Genomic DNA, 23,346 nt, shown 5'->3' on the forward strand with positions numbered 1-23,346 from the left:
AAACCTCGGCGTGAATCTCGCGGGGGTTGAAATTGTTCTCAACATGCGGGAGAAAATGGGCCGCATGCAGGATGAGATGAACGGCTTTCTGGAGTTCTTTCTGGAGCAGCTCGGGCGAAGGGGCGTGACGCGGGACGAGGTGCGGAAGCAAGCCCTCGTTCGAATTCCACAGCGCTCCCTCCAGGTCCTGCTGGACCATCTGGAGAGGGGCGATGGCACCCAAGAATAGCGTTCCCAGCGGCGAAGAATCCGCCCTCCTCAAGCGCTATCTGCGCGAGATCTCCCGCTTTCCCCTCCTGACCCCCGAGGAGGAGAAGCGGCTCGGGGTTCTCATCCAGACCGGCGACCGCGAGGCCCTCCAGAAGCTCGTCGAATCCAACCTCCGCTTCGTCGTCTCCTTTTCCAAGAAGTACCGCGGGTGGGGCCTCTCCTTCCAGGATCTCATCAACGAGGGAAACATCGGTCTCATCGAGGCCGCCAAGCGCTTCGACCCCGGCAAGGGCGTCAAGTTCATCACCTATGCCGTCTGGTGGATCCGCCAAGCCATCATCCACGCCCTCTCGGAGCAAGGAGGTCCCTTCCGCATCCCCCAGAAGCAGGCCAACCTCCTTTACAACATCCACAAGACCATCGCCGCCATGACCCCGATCCTGGAGCGTCCCCCCACGGTGGGGGAGGTGGCCGAGGAGCTCGACGTGCCCCGCGAGAACGTGGAGGTCCTCATGCAGGCGGAGACCGAGGACCTGCCGCTTGAATCGGCGTCGGAGGAAGACTCGGACTTTCAGCTTCTGGACAAGATCGAACAGGTCACCATGCCCCCCGTGGACCAGAACCTCATGGAGGAGTCCTTCCGTAAGCTTCTGCGGGGGATGCTGCGCGACCTCGACGAGAAGGAGCGCATCGTCCTCACGCTGAGGTACGGGCTGGACGGCTCGGACTCCCATACCCTCAAGGAGGTGGGAGATCACCTGGGGCTTTCCCGGGAGCGGATCCGCCAGATCGAGACCCAGGCCCTCCAGAAGTTGAAACACAGCAAGAAAAGCCGCCAATTGATGGGGTATCTGAATTGAGGGCCTGTGCGCCAAAGGGGGCGAATGACCCGCGGAGGATCGGCTCGGGGGATGCCGCCCCGCGGGACCCCGAGGTCGTCCCGGACCGGTCCGAAGGGCCGCGTGGAGGGCGGCGCACCCTGCCCGCGACCCACCGCGCCGGTCTGCTCGCCCTGGCGGTGCTGGCCCTGGCCGCTCCGGCGCTGTCCCAGATTCCTCCGCGAGAGAAGGCCCACACCCTGTTCCGGCAGGGCGCGATGCACCTGGACGCAGGGGACGCCGGTTCCGCCGAGCCCCTCCTGCGCCAGGCCTGCCTGCTCGATCCGGGAAACGCCCTGGCGCTCAGCTACCTCGGCCACGCTCTTCTGGCCCAGCGCAGGTATTCCGAGGCCGCCGAAGCCTTCCGGGAATCACTCCGGCTGGACCGGTCCTCGCCGGGCCTGGGCGTGAAGCAACGGCGCCAAACGGCGGACGGGCTCGGCCTGTCCCTCGCCTTCCAGGGGCTCCTCAAGGAAGCGGCCGACGTGTACGCCTCGGCCCTGACGGAGGATCCCGACTATCCCTCCTTCTCGTACAACCGCGCCTGCGTGCTCGCCCTCGATGGCCGGACCGGGGACGCCCTCCAATCCCTGGTGGCCGCCCTGGATGCAGACGCCCGGGCCCCGGGGGGTGCCACCCTTCCCGATCCGTCCCTGGACGAGGACTTCAAGGGCCTTCGAGGCACCCCTCGATTCCAGGCCGCCCTCGTGATGCACCTGCCCCCTCAACCCAACGATGGCCCCTCCAGCCCGACCATGCGGTCCGGAGCCGCTCTTCTGGCCCGGGGCCGCTGGAAGGAGGCCGCCGCCCGGCTGCGGGAGGCGGCGACCCTCGACCCCTCCGATCCCTGGGCCTGGTACCTTCTCGGGGGGGCGCTGCTGGAAACCGGCCCCCCCGAGGAGGCCGCGGAGGCTTTCCTCCGTTCCCTCCGGGAGGACCTGGCGGCCCCTCGCCTGCCTCGGGAGGCCGTTCGATACGCCGGAATTCGATCCGGAGCCTGGCTGCTGGACCAGGGCCGATTGGAGGAGGCCGACCTGGCGTTGAGGCGCGCCGGCTCCGCCTCTCCGAACCATCCCTGGCCCCACTATCTCCTGGCCCGGCTCCACGCCGCGGCGGGGCGCCCGGAAGAAGCCCTTCGCTCCCTCGAGACGGCCTTGCGCCATCGGGAGGAGATTTCACCGGGGGAGAACCTTCTCCCCGATCCTCGATCCGACCCGGCCTTTTCGTCCCTCTCCAAGGCCCCTGGATGGGCCTCCGCCATGGAGCCGCTGGGACCCGAACCTGAACCCAATCCTTGACAGGTCCCGGGCCGTGGTCCAGAATCCCTGGAACTGGAGGCCCTCGCGTGGCGAGCCGTCGGTTGGTTGTGCTCCTGCTTCTGCTCATCGCGGTGGGCGCCCTGGCGCAACCCGCCAAGGCCCCTGTGGTGGTCTCCTCCGGGACCGATGGGGCGGCCCTCTGGCTTCCGGCCGGGACCAATCTCGCGGGAGAAACCGTCGCGGCGGCAATCCATCGCCGATTTACAGCTTGTTGGAAAGGTTTCTTCGGCACTCCCGCCACCGTGGCGGACCCCCTTCTCGTTCCTCGAACGAGCGACCTTGCAGAGGGGGTTTTTGGAGCCATGTGGGCGGATGCCTCGGCGGCCCTCGACGAGTCCGCCCGGCCCGCCGCGCTCCATGCCCTGCGTTCCCTGGTCCTGGGCGATCCGACGCCCCTCGTGGACGGGCTGGCCCGCGCCGCCGGCTCCCCCCGCCTGGGCGAGCCCATGGTCCAGGATGCCCTGCTGTACCTATTCCTTTCGGAGGCCGTCTCGGATCCGACCCTTCTGCCGGAGGCCCTTCCGCCGGGATCGGGTGGTGCCCGCCTGAAGGGGGCCCTGGAGCGGAGAGGGGTGCCCTATTCGGCCTTTCTCCGGAGGTACGCCGCGTGGATCCTGTCGCGGGCCATGGAGGCGCGGTTGATCGACACCGAACCCGGCACCCTGCCCGCCGTGTGGGCGCTCTCGGAAAACCTGCCCCCGGGAGGCTGGACCTCTAGCGCCTTCGACCTTCCCGATGCGGCGGCCGCGGTGGATCTGGCCCTCGCGGGAGACGGTCAGGACCTCCACGTGCTCACTTTCCTTTCGGACGCCTCGGGCCGCGTGCTCTGGTCCGGGGTGGGGACGCTCGCCGAAAGCGGCGGCCTGCCCCTGGTTCCCGGCGCCAGCCGGCTGTGGGTGGTGCTCTGGAACGCAGGGCGGACCGACTCCGGGGCGGGGCTGGCCTTGACCCTCTGGGGCGACCCGACGCCCCCCTTCCGGATTCGGGAGGGTTCCTTGGAGGAGGGGACCTTGGACCTGCTCCTGGAGGAGCGGGCGGGCATTCTGGACTACTCGCTCTTCAACGGCCCTCCAGCCGGAGGCTCCGCCGACCTTCTGGGGCTCCCAAGCTTCCCGTCGCGCGGGGCGGGCGTCAACCGCTATCGGGTGGCGCTGGGTCCGGAACTCGGGGGCGTCGGGGCCCTGTTCCTTCAGTGCCGGACGCGGTCGGGCGGATTCTACCAGGCCCCCCTTCACCTGAAGGAGCCCGAACACCCATGATGGTGCGCCTCACCTCCGCGGACCTGTACGGCATCGATGCCGTACCCGTCGAAGTGGAGGTGGACGTCCAGCCGGGGATGCCGGCCTACGTGACGGTGGGCCTTCCCGATGCGGCCGTCCGGGAGAGCCGGGAGCGGGTGCGCGGCGCCATCCTCAATTCGGGTTATCAGTATCCCCTCGAGCAGGTCACCGTAAACCTAGCCCCGGCGGACATCCGGAAGGAAGGAGCCCAACTCGACCTGCCCATCGCCCTTGCCCTGCTCAAGGCCACCGGGCACATCCCCTCCGATGCCCTCCAGGGAAGGGCCCTCATCGTCGGCGAACTGGCCCTCAACGGAGCCCTCCGGCCGATCCACGGGGTTCTGTCCATGGCCTTGCTGGCCCGGAGCAAGGGAATGGCCCTGTTGTGCCCCGCCGACAACGGGGAGGAGGCCGCGGTGGTGGAGGGTTGCCCCGTATTCCCCCTCGCCAGCCTTTCCGAAGCCGTGCGGTTCCTTCGGGGTGACCTGGCTCTGGACCCCCTGCCCCACAAGACGTACAGCGAACTCCTGGAGGATCCCCCCTGGTCCGTGGACCTGGCCGACGTCAAAGGGCAGGCCCACGTGAAAAGGGCCCTCGAGGTGGCCGCGAGCGGAGGCCACAACGTCCTCCTGCTCGGCCCTCCCGGTTCCGGCAAGTCCATGCTGGCCAAGCGCCTTCCCACCATCCTCCCTCCCATGTCCTTCGCGGAGGCGCTGGAAACCACCCGGGTTCTCTCCTCCACGGGGGAGCGCTCGGCGCTTCACGGAGGCCTCGTGTCTCATCAGCCCTTCCGCGCCCCCCACCACACCGTTTCCTACGCGGGCATGATCGGCGGGGGCTCGGTGATCCGCCCGGGGGAGATCTCCCTCGCCCACAACGGTGTCCTGTTTTTGGACGAACTGACGGAGTTCAAGCGGGACGTCCTGGAAAGCCTGCGTCAACCCTTGGAGGACCGGCGCATTTCCATCGCGCGGGTTCGGGGCAAGCTGACCTTTCCCGCCTCCTTCATGCTGGTGGCGGCCTCCAATCCCTGCCCCTGCGGGTACCACGGAGACCCCGCCCACTCATGCCGCTGCACCCCCCCACAGATCCAACGCTACCTCTCCAAGCTTTCCGGCCCCCTCTTGGACCGCATCGACATCCAGGTGGAGGTCACGGCCATGCCGGCGGAGGAGCTTCGCGCGGCCTCGCCCGGCGAAACCTCCCGGGCGGTGCGGGCCAGGGTGCGGGAGGCGCGCCGGAGACAGTGGGAGCGGTTCGCCGGCTCCGCCGTCCACACCAATGCTCAAATGAACGAGCGCATGGTGGAAGCCCACTGCGCCCTGAATAGCGAGGCCGAGGCCTTTCTGATTCAGGCCCTCCGCTCCTGGGGCATCACGGCCCGGGGCCACCACCGGATCCTCAAGGTGGCCAGAACCATCGCCGACTTGGCGGGCGAGGGTCCCATCAGCGTCCGCCACCTCGCCGAGGCGGTCCAGTACCGCACCCTGGACCGGAAGCTTTACGCGAATTGAGCGGGACGGCGGAACACCGGGGTCGAGCGGCTCGGCCCTCAGCCTCCGCCCATGCGGAGACGCCAGGAAAGCCGGCCCAAGAACTCGTTGAGCGGGTTGTCCCGGGAGAGGAAGCCAAGGATGGGTTTCCGGCGCACTCCGATGGTCTTGTAGTAATCCAGCAGACGTTGCCGGTGCGGAGACCGCAGGCGCATGCCCCGGTGGATGGTCCGAACGCACTGGTAGCGATCGTCCTGGGCCATGTAGGCCTTCGCTAGGTTGAGGTAGCACAGAGGCTCGTCCGGATCCTGGCGCAGGGCCTCCACGCACAGGTCCAGCCCCTCGGTGACGGGCGCGCCCAGAGAAGCCTGGATCATGCCCGTATACGAAAGGGCCAGGGCGCTGTCGGGGTGGGTCTCCAGGTATCCCTGGAACAGTGAGAGGGCGTCCGAGGTCAGTCCGCGGTCCGCCAAGTCGATGCCCTGTTTCAAGCGGGGCGGCACATCCACAAGCTCGACGTCGGCCATCTGAGAAGCTCCCAGAAGTTTCGCCCCACGAGGGGTCACAGGAAGGGCGTTTTTACCATTCCGTGATGTTCCCGGCAAGACCGGACCCTTCTCGCCCCTTCGGGCCGGGGGCTCCTGCCCCAGTCCTTTGTAAGTGAAAGTTTATCGCCCACACTCTGCCCCCCTTCTTGACAAGAAAAATCAGCAGGTGATAGGCTTGCATGTAAGTGAGTAGATACATTCGGGGGGCGCCGATGGAGCTGATCGTAGAAGAAAGCAAGCGGGACACGAAGCTTCCAGACATCCTTCGGGCGGCCCTCGAACTCTTCACGGAAAAGGGCATCCACGCGACCACCACCAAAGACATCGCCCGCCGGGCCGGAGTCAGCGAGGGCGCCCTGTACAGGCACTTCCAGAGCAAGCAGGAACTGGCCGAGGACCTGTACCTCACCCACCTTTCCTATTTCACGGCCCAGCTGGACCGCTCCGTCCTGGTGGCCTCCAGCCTTCGCGAGAGGCTCTTCGCTCTGGCCGACGGGTGCTTCCGCTTCTTCGACGAGGACCGGACCCTCTTCACCTACCTGATCCTCAGCGAGCACAACGAACTGGGCCGGACGAGCCGGAAGGTGCGCCACATCCGGCACCTGGTCCGCGACATCCTCCAGGACGGTCAGAAAACGGGCGAGGTCCGGCCGGGCAACCTCGAGATCATGGGGGCCGCCATCATCGGGATCATCATCCGGGTGGCCATTTTCCGCATATACGGCCTGATCTCCGGTGACTTGCGCAACCAGGCGGCGGAGGTGGCCGACGCCTGTCAGCGAGTCGTCTGCGCCTGACCGCGGCCCGCGACCCGTGGTATGCTGATCCGAGACACCGGACCGCTGTGGGCGGAGAACCGCACGTCGTGCCCGAGGGAGGGTGTGGAACGATGGATGCCCGTCAGAAGCTGGAGGCCCTCGCCGCCCAGGATTCCCCTTCCAAGTCGCGCCTTGAGGCGGGGGTGCAGATCTTCGCGGAGGCCGTGGCCGCAGCCCTGAAGGTCAAGCCTGACGAGGTGGCCGTCCTGATTCTGACCACCACGGGAAACACCCTCAAGTTCTTGTGGCCGATGGCCCTGCGCCAGGGCGCCGGCGCCATCCCGGCCGACCACAAGACCGCCTTCGCCTCGGAGGTCCTGCGCACCCTGAAGGGCAAGGTGGACAACAAGCTGTCCGAGAGCAGGCACCTTCGGTTCTTTGAGAACGTGAAGGGCATGGAGACGAGCGGTCTGCCCATCCAGAAGATGGTCGCCCTGCCCCTCGTCCACGGGGGCAAGGCCATCGGCGTCGTGGAAGTGTCTCGCAAGGGGAAGACACCGGAGGACGCAGGCCCGAACTTCACCCAGGAAGACGCACAGCGATTGGTGGGCTTGTGCAAGGAGATGGCCCCTGCTCTTGCCTCCCTCACCCCCACTCCCTTCGTCTGACCCCGGGGGTCGCCCATGGCCCGACTCCTGCAGGAAGGCCGCCCGCCGGGGTTGGCCCTCTGGCTCGCCGATGAGCCGGTCCGCGTGACGGTCACGGGCTCCTCCATGGAACCGGCCCTCCGGGACGGGGACGGCGTGGAGGTTGTTCGAGCAACCCGGGAGGAATTGCGAAGGGGAGACCTCATGGTGTTCGAGAGGGCCGGCGAGGTGACGGTCCATCGATTTCTGGGTGGGAAGGGCGATCGCTTTCTGGAGAAAGGGGATGCCCACGCCCTGGGCGCCTGGCGTCCCTGGCCGGAGGCCCTGGGCAAGGTGGTGGCCGTCTGGCCCGCCGGCGCCCCGTCCTCGCCACGGCCTCTGCCCGCCCCCACCCGGCGCTCCCTCGGCCGTCGCCACCTCCTTCGGCACCTCCTGACGGAATGGGCCGGCGCTTTGCCTGGAGCGCTTTTGAGACGCGCGGCCCTGGGTCTGCTCCGCCGCCTCCCTGACCGCCTCTGGAACGGCGACTCCGGAATTCGAACGGAGACTCCACCGTGAGGCGCCCGACCGGCTCCCGAAGCGGCGCGCGACCGCAACGGAACGCCTCCTCCCCCTCCCCCGTATCGGTCACCGTCGAGTCCTTCGCTTGGGGAGGGCGCGCCGTGGCGCACCACGAGGGCAAGGTCCTCTTCGTGGCTCAGGCCGTGCCGGGGGACAAGGTCCTGTGCCGACTGGAAAAGGTGAAATCCAGCTTTGCCGAGGCGCGGGTGACGGCGGTCCTGAGCCCCTCTCCCCGCCGGGTCGAACCCAAGTGCAAGTATTTCGGACATTGCGGGGGCTGCCAATGGCTGGCGGCGGAATACCCCCTCCAACTGGAACAGAAGGAGGCCCTGGTCCGGCAGGCCCTGCGGGCCCACCTCCCCGGAGCCAAGATGGAGCCCATCGTGGCCGCCGAGCCGGATCGGGGCTACCGCCACCGGGGGGATTTCCACGTCCGGCCGTCCGGCGACGGGGTCCTGGTGGGTTTCTACATGGACGCTTCGCACCGCCTCGTCAACCTGGACCTTTGTCTCCTGTTCGATCGGGCCTTCAACGACCGCTACGCTTCTTTGAGAAAGGCCCTGCGGTCCTGCCCGACGGCCGGACATCTCGCGGGGTTCACGCTGGTCCGGTCCGAGGGAAGGGAGCACTACGCCCTTCACCTGAGGCTCCTGGACGGGACGCCTCCGGAGGAGCCTCTCCGCCTCCTCCGCGCGGCGGAGAACGCCGGACTCGCAAACGCCCTCGTGACCCCGCTTCGGGATCCCTCCAATGTGCTGGCCCGGGGCGGCGAACCCTCGGTGACCTACTTCCTCGCCGGCCGCCCGGGGGGATCGATCGAGCTGCGGGCCGACGTGCGGTCCTTCACCCAGGCCCATTACGCCCTGAACCGCTCCCTGGTGGACTCGGCGGTGGAGTTCCTCTCCCCCTCCCCGGGGGAGCGACTCCTGGACCTTTACTCTGGAATCGGGAACTTCACGATTCCCCTGGCCGAGGGGGGCGGGGAGGTCACGGCCGTAGAATCCAGCGCCTTCGCCCACGCGGACGCGGAAGCCAACGCCACCCGCCCCTGCGGTGGCCGAATCCGGCACATTCACGGCGACGCGGGGCCGTGGGCGGAGCGTTTGGCGAAGGACGGAGAACGCTTCGACGCGGTCCTTCTGGACCCTCCGCGGACGGGAGCCAAGGAGGCCATCCCCGGCCTCCTGCGATTGGCTCCCCAACGGATCCTCTACGTGTCCTGCAACCTGCCGGCCCTGGAACGGGACCTGGGGCTGCTCCGCACGGGCGGATATCGACTGCTCCGCTGTCGTCCCTTCGACGCCTTCCCCCAAACCTACGGAGTGGAGACCCTCGCCCTCCTCGCCCGGACCTGACTGCCGCCGCCCCCCTCGGGTGCCTGCCTCCGGCAGGCGGTCACCCCCCGCCCTCACGCGGGATGCCCGGCCAGCCAGTACGCCAGGTCGCCTTTCATGGCGTAACCCCCGCCCTCGCGCGGGATGCCCGCGAAGGTCCTGGGCGTGTCGCTATTGGGCCTGGTCACCCCCCGCCCTCACGCGGGATGCCCTCTGCGCGGGGGAACCTCCCCGTTCCCCCGCTCCCCCTCGACCGCCCCGGGTTCGAATCCCTCCCCCTCCCCTCGCCCAAGACAAAAGGGGCCTCTCGGCCCCTTCCTTCGTCTCTTCTGGAGCGGGAAACGGGATTCGAACCCGCGACCCCAACCTTGGCAAGGTTGTGCTCTGCCAGCTGAGCTATTCCCGCCCGGACGGGAAGAATACGGCGAAACGGCGGAGGGTGTCAAGGGTGAAGCGCCCCGCACCGAGCGGCCCGGCTCTTCTTCCGATTGACCTTAGGGGCTTATATTGCTACACTTATGCTCCCTCGCTGCGAAGAATGCCGGATCCGGCAGCCGCACGCCAATGGAGGACATTTTCATGAAACCCCAGAACGTGCTCATCATGGGTGCCGCGGGAAGGGACTTCCACAACTTCAACGTCTTCTTCCGCGACAACGCCGCCTACCGGGTCGTGGCCTTTACGGCCACCCAGATCCCTGACATCGCCGGTCGCAAGTACCCCGCCGCCCTGGCCGGGAAAGCCTATCCCAAGGGCATCCCCATCTACGACGAAAAGGACATGCCGGCCCTCATCCGCAAGGAGAAGGTCGACCTCGTGGTGTTCGCCTACTCGGACGTGGCCCACGAAGACGTGATGCACAAGGCCTCCATCGCCCTCGCCGCCGGCGCCGACTTCATGATGATGGGCGCGGATCACACCATGGTGAAGTCCACGAAACCCGTCATTTCCATCTGCGCCGTGCGCACGGGATGCGGAAAGAGCCAGACGACGCGCCGGGTGTGCGAAATCCTCAAGTCCATGGGCAAGCGCGTGGTGGCCGTACGGCACCCCATGCCCTACGGCGACCTGGTGGCCCAGAAGGTCCAGCGCTTCGCCAGCTTGAAGGACCTCGACAAGCACAAGTGCACCATCGAAGAGCGCGAGGAGTACGAGCCCCACATCCAGCGGGGGGTCGTCGTCTATGCGGGCGTGGACTACGAGGCCATTCTCCGCCAGGCCGAGAAGGAAGCGGACGTGATCGTGTGGGATGGCGGCAACAACGACCTCCCCTTCTACCGTTCCGACCTCGAGATCGTCGTCGTGGACCCCCACCGCGCGGGCCACGAGATCTCCTATCACCCCGGAGAGGCCAACCTCCGCCGCGCCGACGTGGTGGTCATCAACAAGATCGACACCGCCGACGGGGAAGACGTGGACGGGGTGCGTTTCAATATCGCCGCCGTCAATCCCAAGGCCATCGTGATCGACGCCGCATCCCCCCTGGCCGTGTCCAATCCGGAAGCCATCCGCGGGAAGCGCGTGCTGGTGGTGGAAGACGGCCCCACCCTCACCCACGGAGAGATGCAGTACGGGGCCGGAGTCGTGGCGGCCCGGAAATTCGGCGCCCTGGACCTGGTGGACCCCCGGCCCTACGCCGTGAAGTCCATTCAGGACACCTACGAGAAGTACCCGGAGATCGGGATCCTTCTGCCGGCCATGGGATACGGCGCCAAGCAGATGAAGGACCTGGAAACCACCATCAACCGGACCGACTGCGATCTGGTGATCGTGGCGACTCCCATCGACCTCGGCCGCATCATCAAGATCAACAAGCCCTCGGTGCGCGTGATGTACGACCTTCAGGAGATCGGACAGCCCACGCTCGAGGCGCCCATTCGACGACTCTTCTAGGCCATGGCCGGCAAGCGGGGCCTGGTGGCCTTCGGGGGCAACGCCCTCATCAAGGCCGGTGAGAAGGGGACGGTCCAGGAACAGCTGGCCAACGCCGACGAGGCGGCCCGCCAGCTCGTGCCCCTCTTCGACCGGTACGCCTGCGCCCTCCTGGTGCACGGGAACGGGCCGCAGGTCGGACAGAACCTCATCCGGCAGGAGGAGGCGGTGACCAAGGTCCCGCCCCTCCCGCTGGACGTATGCGTGGCCGAGACCCAGGGGAGCATGGGCTACCTCCTGGAGAAGGCCCTCAGCAACGAACTCGAGCGGCAGGGGAAAGAGCGGGACCTCCTCTCGGTCCTCACCCAGATCGAGGTGGACGCGGAGGACCCGGCCTTCCGGAATCCGACCAAGCCCATCGGCCCCTTCTACACGGCCTATCGCGCCAAGCACCTCATGGAGGCGGAGCGCTGGGCCATGGTGGAGGACAGCGGCCGGGGCTATCGGAAGGTGGTCGCCTCCCCCCGCCCCAAGCGGGTCCTCGGCGTGGGGGCGCTCCGCTCCCTGTACGACACCGGGGCCATCATCATCGCGGGAGGGGGCGGCGGCATCCCCGTGGTTCGTGAACTCGACGGGACCCACCGCGGGGTGGAGGCGGTCATCGACAAGGACCGCACCTCCGTCCTTCTCGCGTGCGATCTCGACGTCGACGAAATGATCATCGTCACTTCCGTCCCCTGCCTCTACGTCCATTTCGGGAAGCCCGAACAGCGCGCCCTGGCGGACGTGAGCCTGGAGGAGGTGCTGGCCTACCAGAAGGAGGGGCAGTTCCCGCCGGGATCCATGGGGCCCAAGATCGAGGCGGCGGTCCAGTTCCTCGTGAAGAAGGGCGGACAGGTGGTGATCACGGACGCCCCGAGCCTGCCCCAGGCCGTGCTGGGCCGGGCGGGAACCAGGATCCACCACGAGAAGTCGGGAAAGGCTCCGGGCATCCCCAAGCGGTCTCGAGCCGCCCGAAATTGAGTAAAAGACGGACCGCCGCGCCTCCGCCCGGGGCGGAGCACCGGCCTTCCTCATTCAGGAGCGTTCAATGTTCGGAAAAGACCTGATCTCCATCCACGACCTGACCGTCGAACAGGTGGCGGCCATTCTGGACACGGCCCTCAAGGTGAAAGCGAACCCCGAGGATTTCGAGGACTTTCTGGCGGGGTGCACGATGGCCATGATCTTCGAGAAGCCCTCCCTGAGGACCCGCGTGAGTTTCGAAACGGGCATGACCCAGCTCGGGGGCCACGCCATCTACCTCGGCCCGAACGACATCTCCCTCGGCAAGCGGGAGAGCGTGCCGGACATCGCCCGGACCCTCGACCGGATGGTGGACCTCATCATGGCCCGCACATTCGCCCACGAGAGCATCACGACCCTCGCGGAATACGCCGAAGTGCCCGTGATCAACGGTCTGAGCGACTACAGCCACCCTTGTCAGGTCCTCGCCGACTTCCAGACCATCCTGGAAAAGAAGGGCGACCTCAAGGGGCTGACCCTGGCGTACGTGGGTGACGGAAACAACATGGCCCATTCGCTGATGTTCATCGGGGCGAAAACCGGCGTGAACGTCCGCATCGTGTGCCCGAAGGGCTACGAACCCAAGACCGCGGCCGTGGCGTTGGCCGTGGAGGACGCCAAGGAGACCGGCGCCGTCATCGAAGTCACGAACGACCTCGACGGGGGAGTTCGCGGGGCGGACGTCGTCTACACCGACGTGTGGGCCTCCATGGGAATGGAAGCCGAGGCCGAGGCCCGGAAAGCGATCTTCGCGCCGTACCAGGTGAATGCCGCCCTCATGGCCAAGGCCAAGGAAGACGCCATCTTCATGCACTGCCTCCCCGCCCACAGGGGAGAAGAGGTCACCGAAGAGGTCCTGGAAAGCTGGCAGTCCGTGGTCTTCGACGAGGCGGAGAACCGTCTCCACGCGCAGAAGGCGGTCATCCTCCGCCTCATGGTGGCCGAAGGCGAACTCGACTGAGGCCGAGCCCTGGGTTCATCTGCATGGGGGCGGCCGAAGGGCCGCCCCTTCTCGCGTTCCGAGAGATGGCACGACTCTTGTAAGAATCGGGGCGTGGGTCGGTTGAATCCAGGGTCCCGTTGGCCCAGAATGAGGGCGCCCGAAGGGAGGCAGTGATGGAGATCTCCAAGGAACGGAAAAAAGCGATCGAGGCGGCGGTCCAGCAGATCGAAAGACAGTTCGGGAAAGGCTCCATCATGAGCCTGGGGGAGCGGGGGGCCAAGGTCAAGGTGCCCGTTGTGCCCACGGGGAGCCTGAGCCTGGATCTGGCCCTGGGCATCGGGGGCCTGCCCCGGGGGAGGGTCATCGAAATCTACGGCCCCGAATCCTCCGGCAAGACCACCCTGGCCTTGCAGGTCGTGGCGGAGGTCCACCGGCAGGGCGGCATGGCCGCGTTCGTGGACGCGGAACACGCGCTGGACCCTGAATACGCGGCCCGGATCGGCGTGAACGTGGACAACCTCCTCATCAGCCAGCCGGACACCGGCGAACAGGCCCTTGAAATCGCGGAGGCCCTGGTCCGCTCCGGGGCCATCGATGTCATTGTCGTGGACTCGGTGGCGGCCCTCGTTCCCAAGGCCGAACTCGAGGGCGAAATGGGCGACTCCCACGTGGGGCTTCAGGCCCGGCTCATGTCCCAGGCCCTTCGGAAACTCACGGGCATCGTGAGCAAGTCCAACACCATGATCATCTTCATCAATCAGCTGAGGGAGAAGATCGGCGTCATGTTCGGCAATCCCGAGACCACCACCGGAGGCCGAGCCCTGAAGTTCTACGCCTCCGTACGCCTGGACATCCGGCGGATCGCGAACCTTCAGGCCGCCAGCGGGGAGGCCATCGGCGGCCGCGTCCGCGTCAAGGTGGCCAAGAACAAGCTGGCCGCTCCCTTCAAGCAGGCCGAATTCGACATCCTGTACGGGGTCGGCATTTCCAAGGCTGGAGACCTCCTCGATCTTGGCGTGGAGCACCGGGTCGTGGAGAAGTCGGGCACCTGGTACGGCTACGGTGAAGTGCGGCTGGGCCAGGGAAAGGAAAACGCCCGCCAGTACCTGGTGGACAACCCCAAGCTCATGGACGAAATCGAAGCCAAGATCCGGGCCAAGGTCGGCGTCGCGGTCGAGCCTTCCGGGTCCGGGCCCCAAAAGTCCGAATAGCCTTGCCGGACCGCGTGCCGGGGTGGGAAGGCCCAGGGGCCTTTTCCGGCCCCGGCGCCGGACCGGTTGACCGTCTGGAGCGTGAGCATGGAACACGCTAGGAGCAAGGAACTCATGGGCCGCGCCGTGCGGAGGATTCCGGGCGGGGTGAACTCGCCGGTCCGCGCGTTCCGGTCGGTGGGCGGGGATCCCCCCTTCATTCGAAGGGCCCGCGGAGCCTACCTGTGGGACGAGGACGGCAACCGATTCATCGACTATGTCGGATCGTGGGGCCCCATGATCCTGGGCCACGATCATCCCCAGATCCGGGAGGCTCTCGAGAAGGCGCTTTCCGACGGCACCTCCTTCGGCGCCCCCACCCGGCTCGAGGTGGAGATGGCGGAGTTCCTCTGCGACCGCCTCCCCCACCTGGAAATGGTCCGCATGGTGAATTCCGGGACCGAGGCCACCATGTCCGCCATCCGCCTCGCCCGGGGGGCCACGGGCCGCGACAAGATCGTGAAGGTGGCCTGCTGCTACCACGGCCACGGAGACTCCCTCCTGGTGGAAGCCGGGAGCGGCGCCCTCACCTTCGGCACGCCGAGCAGTCCTGGCGTTCCCAAAGGGCTCGCCGCGGACACCCTGGTCATCCCCTTCAACGACGTGGGCGCCCTGGAGCGGGTGCTCGAGGCCCATCCAGAGGAGGTGGCGTGCTTCATCGTGGAACCCCTGCCCGGCAACGTGGGCACGCTCCTGCCCCGCGCCGGGTACCTCGAAGCGGCCCGGGAGCTCACACGGCGGCACGGGACCGTCCTGATTTTCGACGAGGTCATGAGCGGGTTTCGCGTGGCTTTCGGAGGAATGGTGGAGCGAACCGGCGTGGTCCCCGACCTGGTCACCTACGGCAAGATCATCGGGGGCGGCCTCCCCGTGGGGGCTTACGGCGGGAGCGAAGCCCTCATGCGGCAGGTCTCCCCGTCCGGTCCCGTCTACCAGGCGGGGACATTGTCGGGGAACCCCTTGGCCATGACGGCCGGGCTCACCCTCCTGAAGATCCTGGACCGCGACAGGGCCGCCGTTTACTCACGGCTGGAGGCCCTGGCGGACCGCCTTGGCAAGGGGATGTCCGACGCCGCGAGCGAGGTCGGCGTCCCCCTCACCGTGAATCGAATGGGGTCCATGTTCACGGCCTTTTTCACGGGCGGCCCCGTGGACGATGACGCTTCGGCTCGGACCTGTGACACCGCCCGATTCGGCGCCTTCTTCCGGGCCATGCTCGAGCGGGGGATCTACCTGGCCCCGAGCCAGTTCGAGACGGGTTTCGTCAGCACGGCCCATACGGAGGACGACTTGGACGCCACCCTTTCGGCCGCCCGGGAGGCCCTGGCCGCCCTCTAGAACCCGGCAACACCGGCCGAGACCGTCCGTCCCAGCGAGGACCTTCGAAGCGATCGCATGGGGCCACCGCCCCAGGAGGTCCACCATGGGCAAGCGAGAGTTCTCTCCCCTCCGGATCGGCGACTGGGTCGCCACGCTCCCCGTGATTCAGGGCGGGATGGGGGTGGGTATCTCCCTCTCTTCCCTGGCCTCCGCCGTGGCCGACGAAGGAGGCGTCGGAACCATCGCCGCGGTGGGCATCGGCATGGGCGAACCCGACGTGTACACGAACTTCATCGAGGCCAACGTCCGGGCCCTGAAAAGGGAGATCCGCAAGGCTCGTGAAAGGACCAGGGGGCTGCTGGCCGTCAACGTCATGGTGGCCATGACCAACTACGCTCAAATGGTGAGAGCGGCCGTCGAGGAGAAAATCGACCTCATCCTGTCGGGAGCGGGGCTTCCGCTGGACCTCCCGAAGTACCTTGATTCGGGGTGCCGGACCCGGCTGGCCCCCATCGTCTCCTCCGGCAGGGCCGCCACCATCCTGTGCAAACGCTGGTTGGAGAGGTTCGGGCGGGCTCCGGACGCCATCGTGGTGGAGGGCCCCCTTGCGGGCGGGCACCTCGGCTTCAAGCCCGAGGACCTGACCCAGCCCTCCAACGCCCTGGAAATTCTGGTTCCAGAAGTCGTCGACGCCGTTCGGGCCTTCGAGGACCGAGCCGAGCGGCCCATCCCCGTCGTGGCGGCGGGAGGCGTGTATTCGGGGGGGGACATCCTGAAGTTCGAACGCCTGGGCGCCTCTGGAGTGCAGATGGCCACTCGGTTCGTCACCACCCACGAATGCGACGCCGCTCCCGCTTTCAAGGAGGCCTACCTCAACGCCCGCGAAGGGGACATCGGCATCATCCAAAGCCCGGTGGGACTTCCGGGACGGGCCATCCGAAATGCCTTCCTCGATTCGGTGGAGGCCGGCGAGAAGTCGCCCTTCAAGTGTCCCTATCACTGCATCACCACCTGCGACTACAAGACCGCCCCCTATTGCATCGCCCTGGCCCTCGTGAACGCCCAGAAGGGAAACTTGCGGAGCGGTTTCGCCTTCGCGGGCGCCAACGCCTTCCGGGCCCAGGGCATCCTTTCCGTCCGTCAGATCGTGGAGGCCCTCCGGCGGGAGTACGAGGAAGCCGCGAGCTGAGAACCCTCCGGAAAGGCGCTCCGGCGAATGGGAGTCGTCCCGGAGGCCTTGCGAGCCGGTGAGCCGTGGCGGCCGGGCGCGTCCTCCCGATCCGAAAGTCCCATCAGGTCGGGGGCATCCCTCCTCCGCGGGGCCCTATCCATGCAGGAGCCCCTCCCGGGAAAACGAAAAGTACCCGTTTCCGCCCACGATCAGGTGATCCAGAACCCGCACGTCGATCTGGGAAAGGACGGCCCTGAGCTGCTCCGTCAAGCGGAGGTCGTCGGGGCTCGGCGCCACGTGTCCGCTGGGGTGGTTGTGCGCCAGGATCACGGCCGCCGCGTTTTCCCGAAGGGCCGCCTTGACGACCTCCCGCGGGTGGACCGTGCTCGAGGAGATGGACCCCCTGAACAGCTCCCGATAGGCGAGGACGCCGTGCTTCTGGCTGAGAAAGATGGCCGCGAATACCTCGTGGGGCAAGTCGCGGAGGCGCGGCTTGAGAAAGCGATAGGCCTCCTCCGAACCGGCGAGGGTCTCTTTGCGCAGCACTTCCTCCTCCGTGAACCGCCGCGCCAATTCAAGGGCCGCCGCCACCTGGGCGGCGCGAGCCGGCCCGAGGCCGCCGAAACGGACGAGTTCGGAAGCTTCCATGGCGGCGAGGCCTCGAAGGGAACCGGCGCGCACGAGAGCCTCACGGGCCATTTCCAGGGCCGTTGTTCCCCGGCTTCCTGTTCTGAGCAGGATGGCCAGGAGTTCGGTGGTACTCAGGGAGGCCGCCCCCCGTTTGAGACACCGCTCTCGGGGCCGCTCCTCCTCCGGCATTTCTTTGATTCCCAGCATGGTTCCCTCAGCCATGGGTCACCTCCAGGTGGGAGCGGTGCAAGGGCCCTGCCCGGGTTCGGAGGTCAGGCCTTCCGGTATCCACCTCGCGTGTCAAGAGGCAAGTCCTTCTGGATCAACGGGTTGCAATGACCGCCCTCGGGTCTGCACTGAAAACGGCGCGTCCAAGAAAATTGACTTGCTATCCTGTTGATAACATGGACGTTAGCAAACCCGTCCAGGAACCGGATTGGAAGGTCCCTTCCAGGAATCCACACGACATCGCCTATTTAACTGATTTGTAAGGACATCTCCCATGCCGGTCCTCCTGGCACGCCCCCTGCTCCGTTCCGGGCGTACCGGCGGGGCGGTCCCCCGGACAAAGACGCAGAGGAGGCGAACATGCGGAACATGACCCAGAAACTGGTGGCGGTGGTGACCATGGCGTTGGTGGCGGGGGGGCTCTGCCTTTCTTCCCTCCCGATCCTGGCCCAGACCCCTGGAGGCGCCAAGGCCCAGACCGTGGACTCGGCCAAGGCCCCCAAGGCGACGGCGGGCCGGAAGGCCAAGGCCCTGCCCGCGGGGAAGGTGGACCTCAACACGGCCTCGGCCGAGCAGCTGGCCACCCTTCCGAAGATCGGCCCCAAGATGGCCCAGCGGATCGTGGACTACCGAACGGCGCACAAGGGCTTCAAGACCATCGAGGAGCTCCGGAATGTGAAGGGGATCGGCCCCAAGGTTCTGGACGGGCTTCGGCCCCACCTCTCCCTGTAGGGAAATGGACCGGATCGAGGGCGGCGGGGCGTGCCACCCCGCCGCCCCTTTTCTTGTTCGGGAGATGAACCATGGACGTGCAACGGAAGACCGCAGGTGAACGGGAGAGGGGATCGAGCTGGATTGAAGGCCTATTGACCGTGGCCGCGCTCGGAATGGCCGCCGTGGTCGCCGCAGGGGCTCTGAATCGCATCGCCGGACAGTCGGCCACCCGCAGCCTCGCCTCCGAGGTGAAAGCCCTGGTCGCCGAAGCGGCGACCCGGGCCGTTTGCGAACGGACGTATGTGGGAGTGGTCTTTTCCGACTCCGAAAACGGGGTGACCGCCCGGCTATACCGTGACGGCGACGCCGATGGCGTGAAGCGTGAGGACATCCGGCGAGGAATCGACCGGCCTCTCGGGTCGGCCAGGCCGCTGAAGCAGCCCTGGGCGAGAGTGGGCATCCCCCCCGAGGTCCGCACCGACCCGGCCGGGAACCCCCTCCCCCCGGACGATCCCGTGCGCTTCGGGAAAGGGAACACCTGGAGCTTCAGCCCCACCTTCACAGCCACGCCAGGAACCCTTTACCTGCGGGACGCGGAAGGCAAGGAGGCCTGGGCCTTTCGGGCGGCGGGAATCGACGGACGGATGCGCCTGTACCGGTGGTTCAAGGGGACGTGGACGCGGTGGGGGTGAGACCCGCCTCGCGGAGGGCTTTCTTCGCCCCGCGGCTTGGACGGGCTATTTCTTGGAAAGCTCGATGAGCACCTGTTTTGCACAGGCTTTAAGCGTGTCAAAGACGCCGATCCCCTTGACGGCCACCGCTTCGAATACGGGCTCGTCTTTGAAGCGGAGCTGCCGGAGCATCTCCTCCACCGGGACCGCCGTGGGCAGGTCGCGCTTGTTCAGCTGAAGCACGTAGGGGATGGCCCTCAGATCGAACCCATGCTCCTGGAGGTTGGCCTCCAGGTTCCGGATGGACTCGATGTTGGCGTCCATCCTCGGTTCCTGAGAATCGGCCACGTACACCACCCCGTCCACCCCCTTCAGGATGAGCTTGCGGGAGGCGTCGTAAAAGACCTGGCCGGGGACCGTGTACAGGTGGAAACGGGTCTTGAACCCCCGAATCGTGCCCAGATCCAGGGGAAGGAAATCAAAAAAAAGCGTGCGATCCGTCTCGGTGGCGAGGGAGATCAGTTTTCCCTTGGCCTGGGGATTCGTCTTTTCGTAGATGTACTGGAGGTTGGTGGTCTTTCCGCACAGCCCCGGCCCGTAGTAGACGATCTTGCAGTTGATCTCTCGGGAGGCATAGTTGATAAAGGACATGGCCCGGACTCCCCCGCCTCTACTCGTTGAAGAGCGCGTCGATGTCCGCGTCCGTGATCTCCGCGAAGGGAGACTCTAGCGCCGACGCACCGGTGGCCCGTTCCCGCTCGGTCTTCTCCATGATCTGGTGAAAGACCCGGCTGAGTTCCTCGGAGCTGCGTTTGACCCGAAGGCGGACGAGCCCCAGGGAGGATCGTTCGTCGAAAATGACCACGAGGATGACCTTCCCCGCCACAATGGAGATGTGGATGTTCTCTTTCTCCCCTTCGTGAAAGAGGACGGCGAACTCCTTTTCTCCGATGAGTTTCGCCAGGCCATCCGTGGCCGCCACATTTCCCGCCGTGAGGGAGGCGAGGGACGTCGTGTCCAGCCGCTCCACGTCCCCCGTTGCCGCGATCTGCTGCCCGTTCTTGTCCACCAGGAAGACCACGTTGGCGTTGGCGTCGACCCTCAGCTTGCTGATAATGTCCTTGATTTTCTGAAATTCCTCCTCATACATGATGAGGTCTGAGGCGCCCATACGGTCCTCCCTAATCTTTGCTCGTATAGCACAATCCCCTCGGGCCTTGCAACGTATCCCCGACCCCCTGCCCGGGGGGAGCTCAGGCGAGGGGCTGGTTCACAGGGCGAATCACGAGGTGAGGGTCTTGCGGCCCGAGAGCGCGCGGGAAAGGGTTTGGGCGTCCACGTACTGGAACTCCGCGCCCACGGGGAGGCCGTAGGCGATCCGCGAAATGCGGCCCACCCGCCCTTCCAAGTGAGCCGCCAGGAAGGAAGCCGTGGCCTCCCCTTCGGAGGTGGGCGGCGTGGCCAGGATGACCTCCCGCACCTCGCCGCCTGCGATCCTTGTCTCAAGGGCCTCCAGTCCGAGGTCTTCGGGACGGACTCCCCGAAGGGGCGATAGGAGGCCGTGGAGAACGTGGTACCGGCCCCGGAACTCGCCCGTCTCCTCCACCAGGTATACGTCGGACGGCGTTTCCACGATGCAGAGGACCCCCGGGTCCCTCCGGGCGTCGCTACACAGTGGACACGGTTCGCCGGCGGCCTGGTAGACCCGGCATTCGGGACATCGAATCACTTCTTCGGCCACTCTTTGGAGCGCCTCGGAGAGTTCACGGGGGGCGTCCGGCGCCCTTTCCAGGAGATGGAAGAGCATCCTCTGGGCGGACTTGGGCCCCACACCCGGCAGTTTGCGCAGGACCTCCAGACAGCGGCGGAGGGGGAAGGGAAGTTCGGCCACGACCGTACCCTAAAAGCCGGGAAGGCCCAATCCCCCTCCCAGGCCCCCCAACTTGGTTTGCAGGGTCTCGTCCACCTTGGAGCCCGCCGCGTTCACGGCGGCCACCAGGAGATCCTCCAGCATTTCCTTTTCCTGGGGGACCAGCAGGGACGGGTCCACCCGGATCTCCAGGACCTGCTTGTGCCCGTTCATGAGGACGCTGACCATCCCGCCTCCCGCCGATTCCTGGACCTGGAGGGCCTCCATTTCCTCCTGCACCTTCTCCTGCATCCTTTGGGCCTGCTTCAAGAGCTTATTCAGGTTCGGCATCTTCTCCTCCCACCGGCACCGGCGGCGTCACCGGCCGTACGCCCACCACCTGGCCCCCGAGGCGGCGGATCACCTTTTCTGCAAGGGGCGTCCCCTTCGGCCCTTCGGGCTCCTTTGGCGCAGCCTGGAGATCCGGCTCCCGCACCTCCACCACGACCCGACCGGGAAAGCCCAGTTCACGGGCCGAGCGCTCCAGCACCTCCCGTGATTCGGGCGAACCCAGGAGGGCGGCCGCCGTGAGCGCCCCATCGGGAAGGGCCACGTGAAGAACGCCGTCGGGATCCAAGGACACGTCCGCCGCTTGGATGGCGGAGGCGGCCAGGGGCACCTTGAGCCCCGCGGCCTCCTTGAACGCCGAAAAGCGGCCATCGCTCTCCAAGGAGGCCGCCTCGCCCTCGTCCATCCGCTTGAAGGGAATGAGGGCGCGGAAACGGAGGCCCTCCACCTCCTCCGCCTCCTCCGCCTCCTCCATCTCCTTTTGGGGCACCTTGGCCCGCTCCCCGTTCCCCGACGGCGGCCGGGAGGGAGGGGCCTGGCCCGCCAGAGCCCCCAAGATGGCGTCCAGGGGCAGAATGTTCGGCAGGTGGGCCGCCTTCACGAGCTGGAGTTCCACGAGCGCTTCGGGATCCGCCGCCCCCTTGAGGCGCTGGCGTGTCGAGGCGATCAGGTCGGTGAGTCTCAAGAGGTCTTCCAGCGAGGCCCCGGAGGAGAGGGCCTTCAACCTTTGCGGAGCGGTTGGGGCGTCAGATCCCAGCTTCCATCGCATGGCCGTTCGAAGGGTCTCGTCCATGTCCCCGAGGAATCGGTCCAGGTTCTGGCCCCGTTCCCGCATTCTGTCCACGAAGGAGGCCGCCGCGCGGGCATCTCCTCCCATGAGGGACTCCAGCAGCCCCAGAAGGTCCTCCTGGCCCACCACTCCGAGCGCCTCCGAGGTCTCCCGCTCCGTCAAGGGCCCGTCGGCGTAGGCGAGGAGTCGGTCGAGCAGGGTCAGACTGTCACGGACCGAGCCTTCACCTCCCCGCGCCACGATCTCCAGCGCCTCGGGCTCGGCCTCGACCCCGGCCTCCCGGCAGATTTCCTGGAGGTAGCGGGCCACCCGCGGGGGAGGGACCCGCCGGAAAACGAAGTGCTGGGCGCGGCTGTGGATGGTTTCGGGGATCTTGTGGGGCTCGGTGGTGGCGAGGATGAAGACGACGTGCGGGGGAGGCTCCTCCAAGGTCTTGAGGAGGGCATTGAAGGCCTGCACGGAGAGCATGTGGACCTCGTCGATGATGAAGATCCTGTAGCGGTCCCGGGCGGGCATGTAGCGAGCTGCCTGCATGAGTTCCCGGGCCTCCTCCGCATGGGTGTGGGAGGCGCCGTCGATCTCCAGCACATCCAGGCAGGCCCCTCGGGCGATCTCCTCGCAGGCCGGGCAAGCGCCGCATGGGTCGGGCGTGGGGCCGTTGGCGCAGTTGAGGCCCTTGGCGAAGATCCTCGCCGCTGTCGTCTTTCCTACCCCCCGGATGCCCGAAAAGATATAGGCGGGATGGATGCGGCCGCTCGCGAGGGCGTTCCGGAGGGTGCGGACAACGGCCTCCTGGCCCACCATTTCGGAGAAGGACCGCGGGCGGTACCGTCGCGCCAGTGCCTGGTGTGGGCGTTCCTGATTCATGGCTCTCCCCCGCTCGAAGGCTGCCGGAGCCCCTAGGGTGGCGGAAAATGGAAAGGGGTTCAAGCGACCTGCGGCACACGAGCTGGCTGCTTACCGTTGCTCCCTTCCGGGCCTGGCGGAGTTCACAGGGCGCGTTGCACAGGGCTCGAACCCCATAAGGGTGGGTCGGAACCCGATCCGAGGGCAGTATACCCCCCGGGGGCGCGCCTGGGAACCTCTCCTCCGAAACCGGGCCCGAGGGAGACTCAGTCGGGGTCCTCCTCGGGGGTCTCGTCCCGCCGAAGACGGACTTCGGCCCTTCCCGCCCACGGCCCCCCGTTCCTATGTGGGCCGGCGCTTCCCTCCGCACCGCCGGGCCGTTCCGCCGACGCCTCCCCCACGCCCATGGCTCCCAGCAGCGCGGGGAAGGGCCGCTCAAACTCCAGTCCGGCCCGGTAAAGCAGGCCCCGGGAGGGGGCTTCCCCGCCCGCCCGCCCCCAAACGCGGCACCGCTTCACGGTGGCCCGGACGAGAATTTCACCCTGGTCGAGGAGAAACCGGACCTCACAGGCGCCCCTCACGGGAAGCGGAAGGGGTACCTCGAGCTGAACCCCGCGCGTG

The 23,346-nt window shown here is 67.0% G+C and carries 25 protein-coding genes, 1 tRNA gene and 1 other RNA gene; 17 read left to right on the plus strand and 10 right to left on the minus strand.

From position 1 onward, the window contains the following. From AB1824_09355 to AB1824_09375, 5 genes are all read left to right on the plus strand, one after another. Nucleotides 1-229, plus strand: a 229-nt coding sequence (locus tag AB1824_09355; protein ID MEW5765170.1) for a hypothetical protein, incomplete at its 5' end; no start/stop codon positions are given. Then, entirely contained in the window at nt 213-1,070 is an 858-nt protein-coding gene (locus AB1824_09360; protein MEW5765171.1) for an RNA polymerase sigma factor RpoD/SigA, read from the plus strand. The genes AB1824_09355 and AB1824_09360, both read left to right, overlap by 17 nt. Then, complete coding sequence (locus tag AB1824_09365; GenBank protein ID MEW5765172.1) at nt 1,067-2,386, plus strand: tetratricopeptide repeat protein; 1,320 nt, start codon at nt 1,067-1,069, stop codon at nt 2,384-2,386. The genes AB1824_09360 and AB1824_09365 overlap by 4 nt, the downstream gene beginning before the upstream one ends. A 47-nt stretch (nt 2,387-2,433) precedes the next feature. Beyond that, on the plus strand, nt 2,434-3,666 hold the full coding sequence (locus AB1824_09370) for a hypothetical protein (GenBank protein MEW5765173.1): 1,233 nt from the start codon (nt 2,434-2,436) through the stop codon (nt 3,664-3,666). After that, nucleotides 3,663-5,201, plus strand: a complete 1,539-nt coding sequence (locus AB1824_09375) for a YifB family Mg chelatase-like AAA ATPase (GenBank protein MEW5765174.1) — start codon at nt 3,663-3,665, stop codon at nt 5,199-5,201. The genes AB1824_09370 and AB1824_09375 overlap by 4 nt, the downstream gene beginning before the upstream one ends. Before the next feature lie 38 nt (nt 5,202-5,239). Here AB1824_09375 and AB1824_09380 read toward each other — a convergent pair whose 3' ends face one another. Continuing rightward, the gene (locus AB1824_09380) at nt 5,240-5,707 is read right to left on the minus strand and encodes a hypothetical protein (protein ID MEW5765175.1); all 468 of its coding nucleotides are present in this window, start codon (nt 5,705-5,707) and stop codon (nt 5,240-5,242) included. Between the two features lie 233 nt (nt 5,708-5,940). On the opposite strand from AB1824_09380, the gene AB1824_09385 reads away from it, so the two are divergent. The 4 genes from AB1824_09385 (at nt 5,941) to AB1824_09400 (ending at nt 9,049) form a co-directional block, all read left to right on the plus strand. Then, on the plus strand, nt 5,941-6,525 hold the full coding sequence (locus AB1824_09385) for a helix-turn-helix domain-containing protein (GenBank protein MEW5765176.1): 585 nt from the start codon (nt 5,941-5,943) through the stop codon (nt 6,523-6,525). A 92-nt stretch (nt 6,526-6,617) separates the two neighbouring features. After that, entirely contained in the window at nt 6,618-7,154 is a 537-nt protein-coding gene (locus AB1824_09390) for a GAF domain-containing protein (protein ID MEW5765177.1), read from the plus strand. A gap of 15 nt (nt 7,155-7,169) precedes the next feature. After that, nucleotides 7,170-7,691 carry a S24/S26 family peptidase gene (locus tag AB1824_09395; GenBank protein ID MEW5765178.1) on the plus strand — a complete coding sequence of 174 codons (522 nt, stop codon included), beginning with the start codon at nt 7,170-7,172 and terminating at the stop codon, nt 7,689-7,691. Next, a complete protein-coding gene (locus tag AB1824_09400) occupies nt 7,688-9,049 on the plus strand; it encodes a class I SAM-dependent RNA methyltransferase (GenBank protein ID MEW5765179.1) in 1,362 nt (453 codons plus the stop codon). The genes AB1824_09395 and AB1824_09400 overlap by 4 nt, the downstream gene beginning before the upstream one ends. Before the next feature lie 309 nt (nt 9,050-9,358). Here AB1824_09400 and AB1824_09405 read toward each other — a convergent pair. Continuing rightward, a tRNA-Gly gene (locus tag AB1824_09405) sits at nt 9,359-9,434 on the minus strand. A gap of 173 nt (nt 9,435-9,607) precedes the next feature. On the opposite strand from AB1824_09405, the gene AB1824_09410 reads away from it, so the two are divergent. The 6 genes from AB1824_09410 to AB1824_09435 all read left to right on the plus strand — a co-directional run bounded on the left by AB1824_09410 (nt 9,608) and on the right by AB1824_09435 (nt 16,667). After that, nucleotides 9,608-10,921: a cyclic 2,3-diphosphoglycerate synthase gene (locus tag AB1824_09410; protein MEW5765180.1), complete on the plus strand. Its 1,314-nt coding sequence runs from the start codon at nt 9,608-9,610 to the stop codon at nt 10,919-10,921. 3 nt (nt 10,922-10,924) lie between these two features. Continuing rightward, nucleotides 10,925-11,923, plus strand: coding sequence for a carbamate kinase (locus tag AB1824_09415; GenBank protein ID MEW5765181.1), 999 nt, complete (start codon nt 10,925-10,927; stop codon nt 11,921-11,923). Nucleotides 11,924-11,990: 67 nt separating this feature from the next. Further along, entirely contained in the window at nt 11,991-12,926 is a 936-nt protein-coding gene (gene argF, locus AB1824_09420; protein MEW5765182.1) for an ornithine carbamoyltransferase, read from the plus strand. A 155-nt stretch (nt 12,927-13,081) separates the two neighbouring features. Continuing rightward, on the plus strand, nt 13,082-14,119 hold the full coding sequence (recA, locus tag AB1824_09425; protein MEW5765183.1) for a recombinase RecA: 1,038 nt from the start codon (nt 13,082-13,084) through the stop codon (nt 14,117-14,119). Between the two features lie 87 nt (nt 14,120-14,206). Continuing rightward, the gene (gene hemL / locus AB1824_09430; GenBank protein ID MEW5765184.1) at nt 14,207-15,496 is read left to right on the plus strand and encodes a glutamate-1-semialdehyde 2,1-aminomutase; all 1,290 of its coding nucleotides are present in this window, start codon (nt 14,207-14,209) and stop codon (nt 15,494-15,496) included. An 85-nt stretch (nt 15,497-15,581) separates the two neighbouring features. Next, nucleotides 15,582-16,667 (plus strand): nitronate monooxygenase family protein, encoded by a 1,086-nt coding sequence (locus AB1824_09435; protein MEW5765185.1) that lies wholly within the window; start codon nt 15,582-15,584, stop codon nt 16,665-16,667. 135 nt (nt 16,668-16,802) lie between these two features. Here AB1824_09435 and radC read toward each other — a convergent pair whose 3' ends face one another. After that, nucleotides 16,803-17,483 (minus strand): DNA repair protein RadC, encoded by a 681-nt coding sequence (radC, locus tag AB1824_09440; GenBank protein ID MEW5765186.1) that lies wholly within the window; start codon nt 17,481-17,483, stop codon nt 16,803-16,805. A 384-nt stretch (nt 17,484-17,867) separates the two neighbouring features. On the opposite strand from radC, the gene AB1824_09445 reads away from it, so the two are divergent. Next, nucleotides 17,868-18,239, plus strand: a complete 372-nt coding sequence (locus tag AB1824_09445; protein MEW5765187.1) for a helix-hairpin-helix domain-containing protein — start codon at nt 17,868-17,870, stop codon at nt 18,237-18,239. 71 nt (nt 18,240-18,310) lie between these two features. After that, nucleotides 18,311-18,913 (plus strand): hypothetical protein, encoded by a 603-nt coding sequence (locus tag AB1824_09450; GenBank protein MEW5765188.1) that lies wholly within the window; start codon nt 18,311-18,313, stop codon nt 18,911-18,913. Between the two features lie 45 nt (nt 18,914-18,958). Here AB1824_09450 and AB1824_09455 read toward each other — a convergent pair whose 3' ends face one another. The 7 genes from AB1824_09455 to AB1824_09485 all read right to left on the minus strand — a co-directional run. Next, a complete protein-coding gene (locus tag AB1824_09455; protein ID MEW5765189.1) occupies nt 18,959-19,543 on the minus strand; it encodes a GTPase domain-containing protein in 585 nt (194 codons plus the stop codon). Nucleotides 19,544-19,562: 19 nt separating this feature from the next. Continuing rightward, nucleotides 19,563-20,063, minus strand: a complete 501-nt coding sequence (locus tag AB1824_09460; protein ID MEW5765190.1) for a roadblock/LC7 domain-containing protein — start codon at nt 20,061-20,063, stop codon at nt 19,563-19,565. 111 nt (nt 20,064-20,174) lie between these two features. Then, entirely contained in the window at nt 20,175-20,783 is a 609-nt protein-coding gene (recR, locus tag AB1824_09465) for a recombination mediator RecR (protein ID MEW5765191.1), read from the minus strand. A gap of 9 nt (nt 20,784-20,792) precedes the next feature. After that, the gene (locus AB1824_09470) at nt 20,793-21,092 is read right to left on the minus strand and encodes a YbaB/EbfC family nucleoid-associated protein (GenBank protein ID MEW5765192.1); all 300 of its coding nucleotides are present in this window, start codon (nt 21,090-21,092) and stop codon (nt 20,793-20,795) included. Next, a complete protein-coding gene (dnaX, locus tag AB1824_09475; protein ID MEW5765193.1) occupies nt 21,076-22,746 on the minus strand; it encodes a DNA polymerase III subunit gamma/tau in 1,671 nt (556 codons plus the stop codon). The genes AB1824_09470 and dnaX overlap by 17 nt, the downstream gene beginning before the upstream one ends. Before the next feature lie 54 nt (nt 22,747-22,800). Continuing rightward, nucleotides 22,801-22,897: signal recognition particle sRNA small type (gene ffs / locus AB1824_09480), an RNA gene on the minus strand. 94 nt (nt 22,898-22,991) lie between these two features. After that, on the minus strand, nt 22,992-23,346 hold a 355-nt coding region (locus tag AB1824_09485; GenBank protein ID MEW5765194.1), incomplete at its 5' end, for a hypothetical protein.

The organism is Acidobacteriota bacterium, assembly GCA_040752915.1.
In the GTDB taxonomy this organism is placed as follows: domain Bacteria; phylum Acidobacteriota; class UBA4820; order UBA4820; family DSQY01; genus JBFLVU01.

Bases quoted from the DNA above. Each gene is read 5' to 3' on its own strand.
- AB1824_09360 (MEW5765171.1), top strand. From the start codon at position 213: ATGGCACCCAAGAATAGCGTTCCCAGCGGCGAAGAATCCGCCCTCCTC.
- AB1824_09375 (MEW5765174.1), top strand. From the start codon at position 3,663: ATGATGGTGCGCCTCACCTCCGCGGACCTGTACGGCATCGATGCCGTA.
- AB1824_09380 (MEW5765175.1), bottom strand. From the start codon at position 5,707: ATGGCCGACGTCGAGCTTGTGGATGTGCCGCCCCGCTTGAAACAGGGC.
- AB1824_09385 (MEW5765176.1), top strand. From the start codon at position 5,941: ATGGAGCTGATCGTAGAAGAAAGCAAGCGGGACACGAAGCTTCCAGAC.
- AB1824_09390 (MEW5765177.1), top strand. From the start codon at position 6,618: ATGGATGCCCGTCAGAAGCTGGAGGCCCTCGCCGCCCAGGATTCCCCT.
- AB1824_09395 (MEW5765178.1), top strand. From the start codon at position 7,170: ATGGCCCGACTCCTGCAGGAAGGCCGCCCGCCGGGGTTGGCCCTCTGG.
- AB1824_09410 (MEW5765180.1), top strand. From the start codon at position 9,608: ATGAAACCCCAGAACGTGCTCATCATGGGTGCCGCGGGAAGGGACTTC.
- AB1824_09415 (MEW5765181.1), top strand. From the start codon at position 10,925: ATGGCCGGCAAGCGGGGCCTGGTGGCCTTCGGGGGCAACGCCCTCATC.
- argF (MEW5765182.1), top strand. From the start codon at position 11,991: ATGTTCGGAAAAGACCTGATCTCCATCCACGACCTGACCGTCGAACAG.
- recA (MEW5765183.1), top strand. From the start codon at position 13,082: ATGGAGATCTCCAAGGAACGGAAAAAAGCGATCGAGGCGGCGGTCCAG.
- hemL (MEW5765184.1), top strand. From the start codon at position 14,207: ATGGAACACGCTAGGAGCAAGGAACTCATGGGCCGCGCCGTGCGGAGG.
- AB1824_09435 (MEW5765185.1), top strand. From the start codon at position 15,582: ATGGGCAAGCGAGAGTTCTCTCCCCTCCGGATCGGCGACTGGGTCGCC.
- AB1824_09445 (MEW5765187.1), top strand. From the start codon at position 17,868: ATGCGGAACATGACCCAGAAACTGGTGGCGGTGGTGACCATGGCGTTG.
- AB1824_09450 (MEW5765188.1), top strand. From the start codon at position 18,311: ATGGACGTGCAACGGAAGACCGCAGGTGAACGGGAGAGGGGATCGAGC.
- AB1824_09455 (MEW5765189.1), bottom strand. From the start codon at position 19,543: ATGTCCTTTATCAACTATGCCTCCCGAGAGATCAACTGCAAGATCGTC.
- AB1824_09460 (MEW5765190.1), bottom strand. From the start codon at position 20,063: ATGGGCGCCTCAGACCTCATCATGTATGAGGAGGAATTTCAGAAAATC.
- AB1824_09470 (MEW5765192.1), bottom strand. From the start codon at position 21,092: ATGCCGAACCTGAATAAGCTCTTGAAGCAGGCCCAAAGGATGCAGGAG.
- dnaX (MEW5765193.1), bottom strand. From the start codon at position 22,746: ATGAATCAGGAACGCCCACACCAGGCACTGGCGCGACGGTACCGCCCG.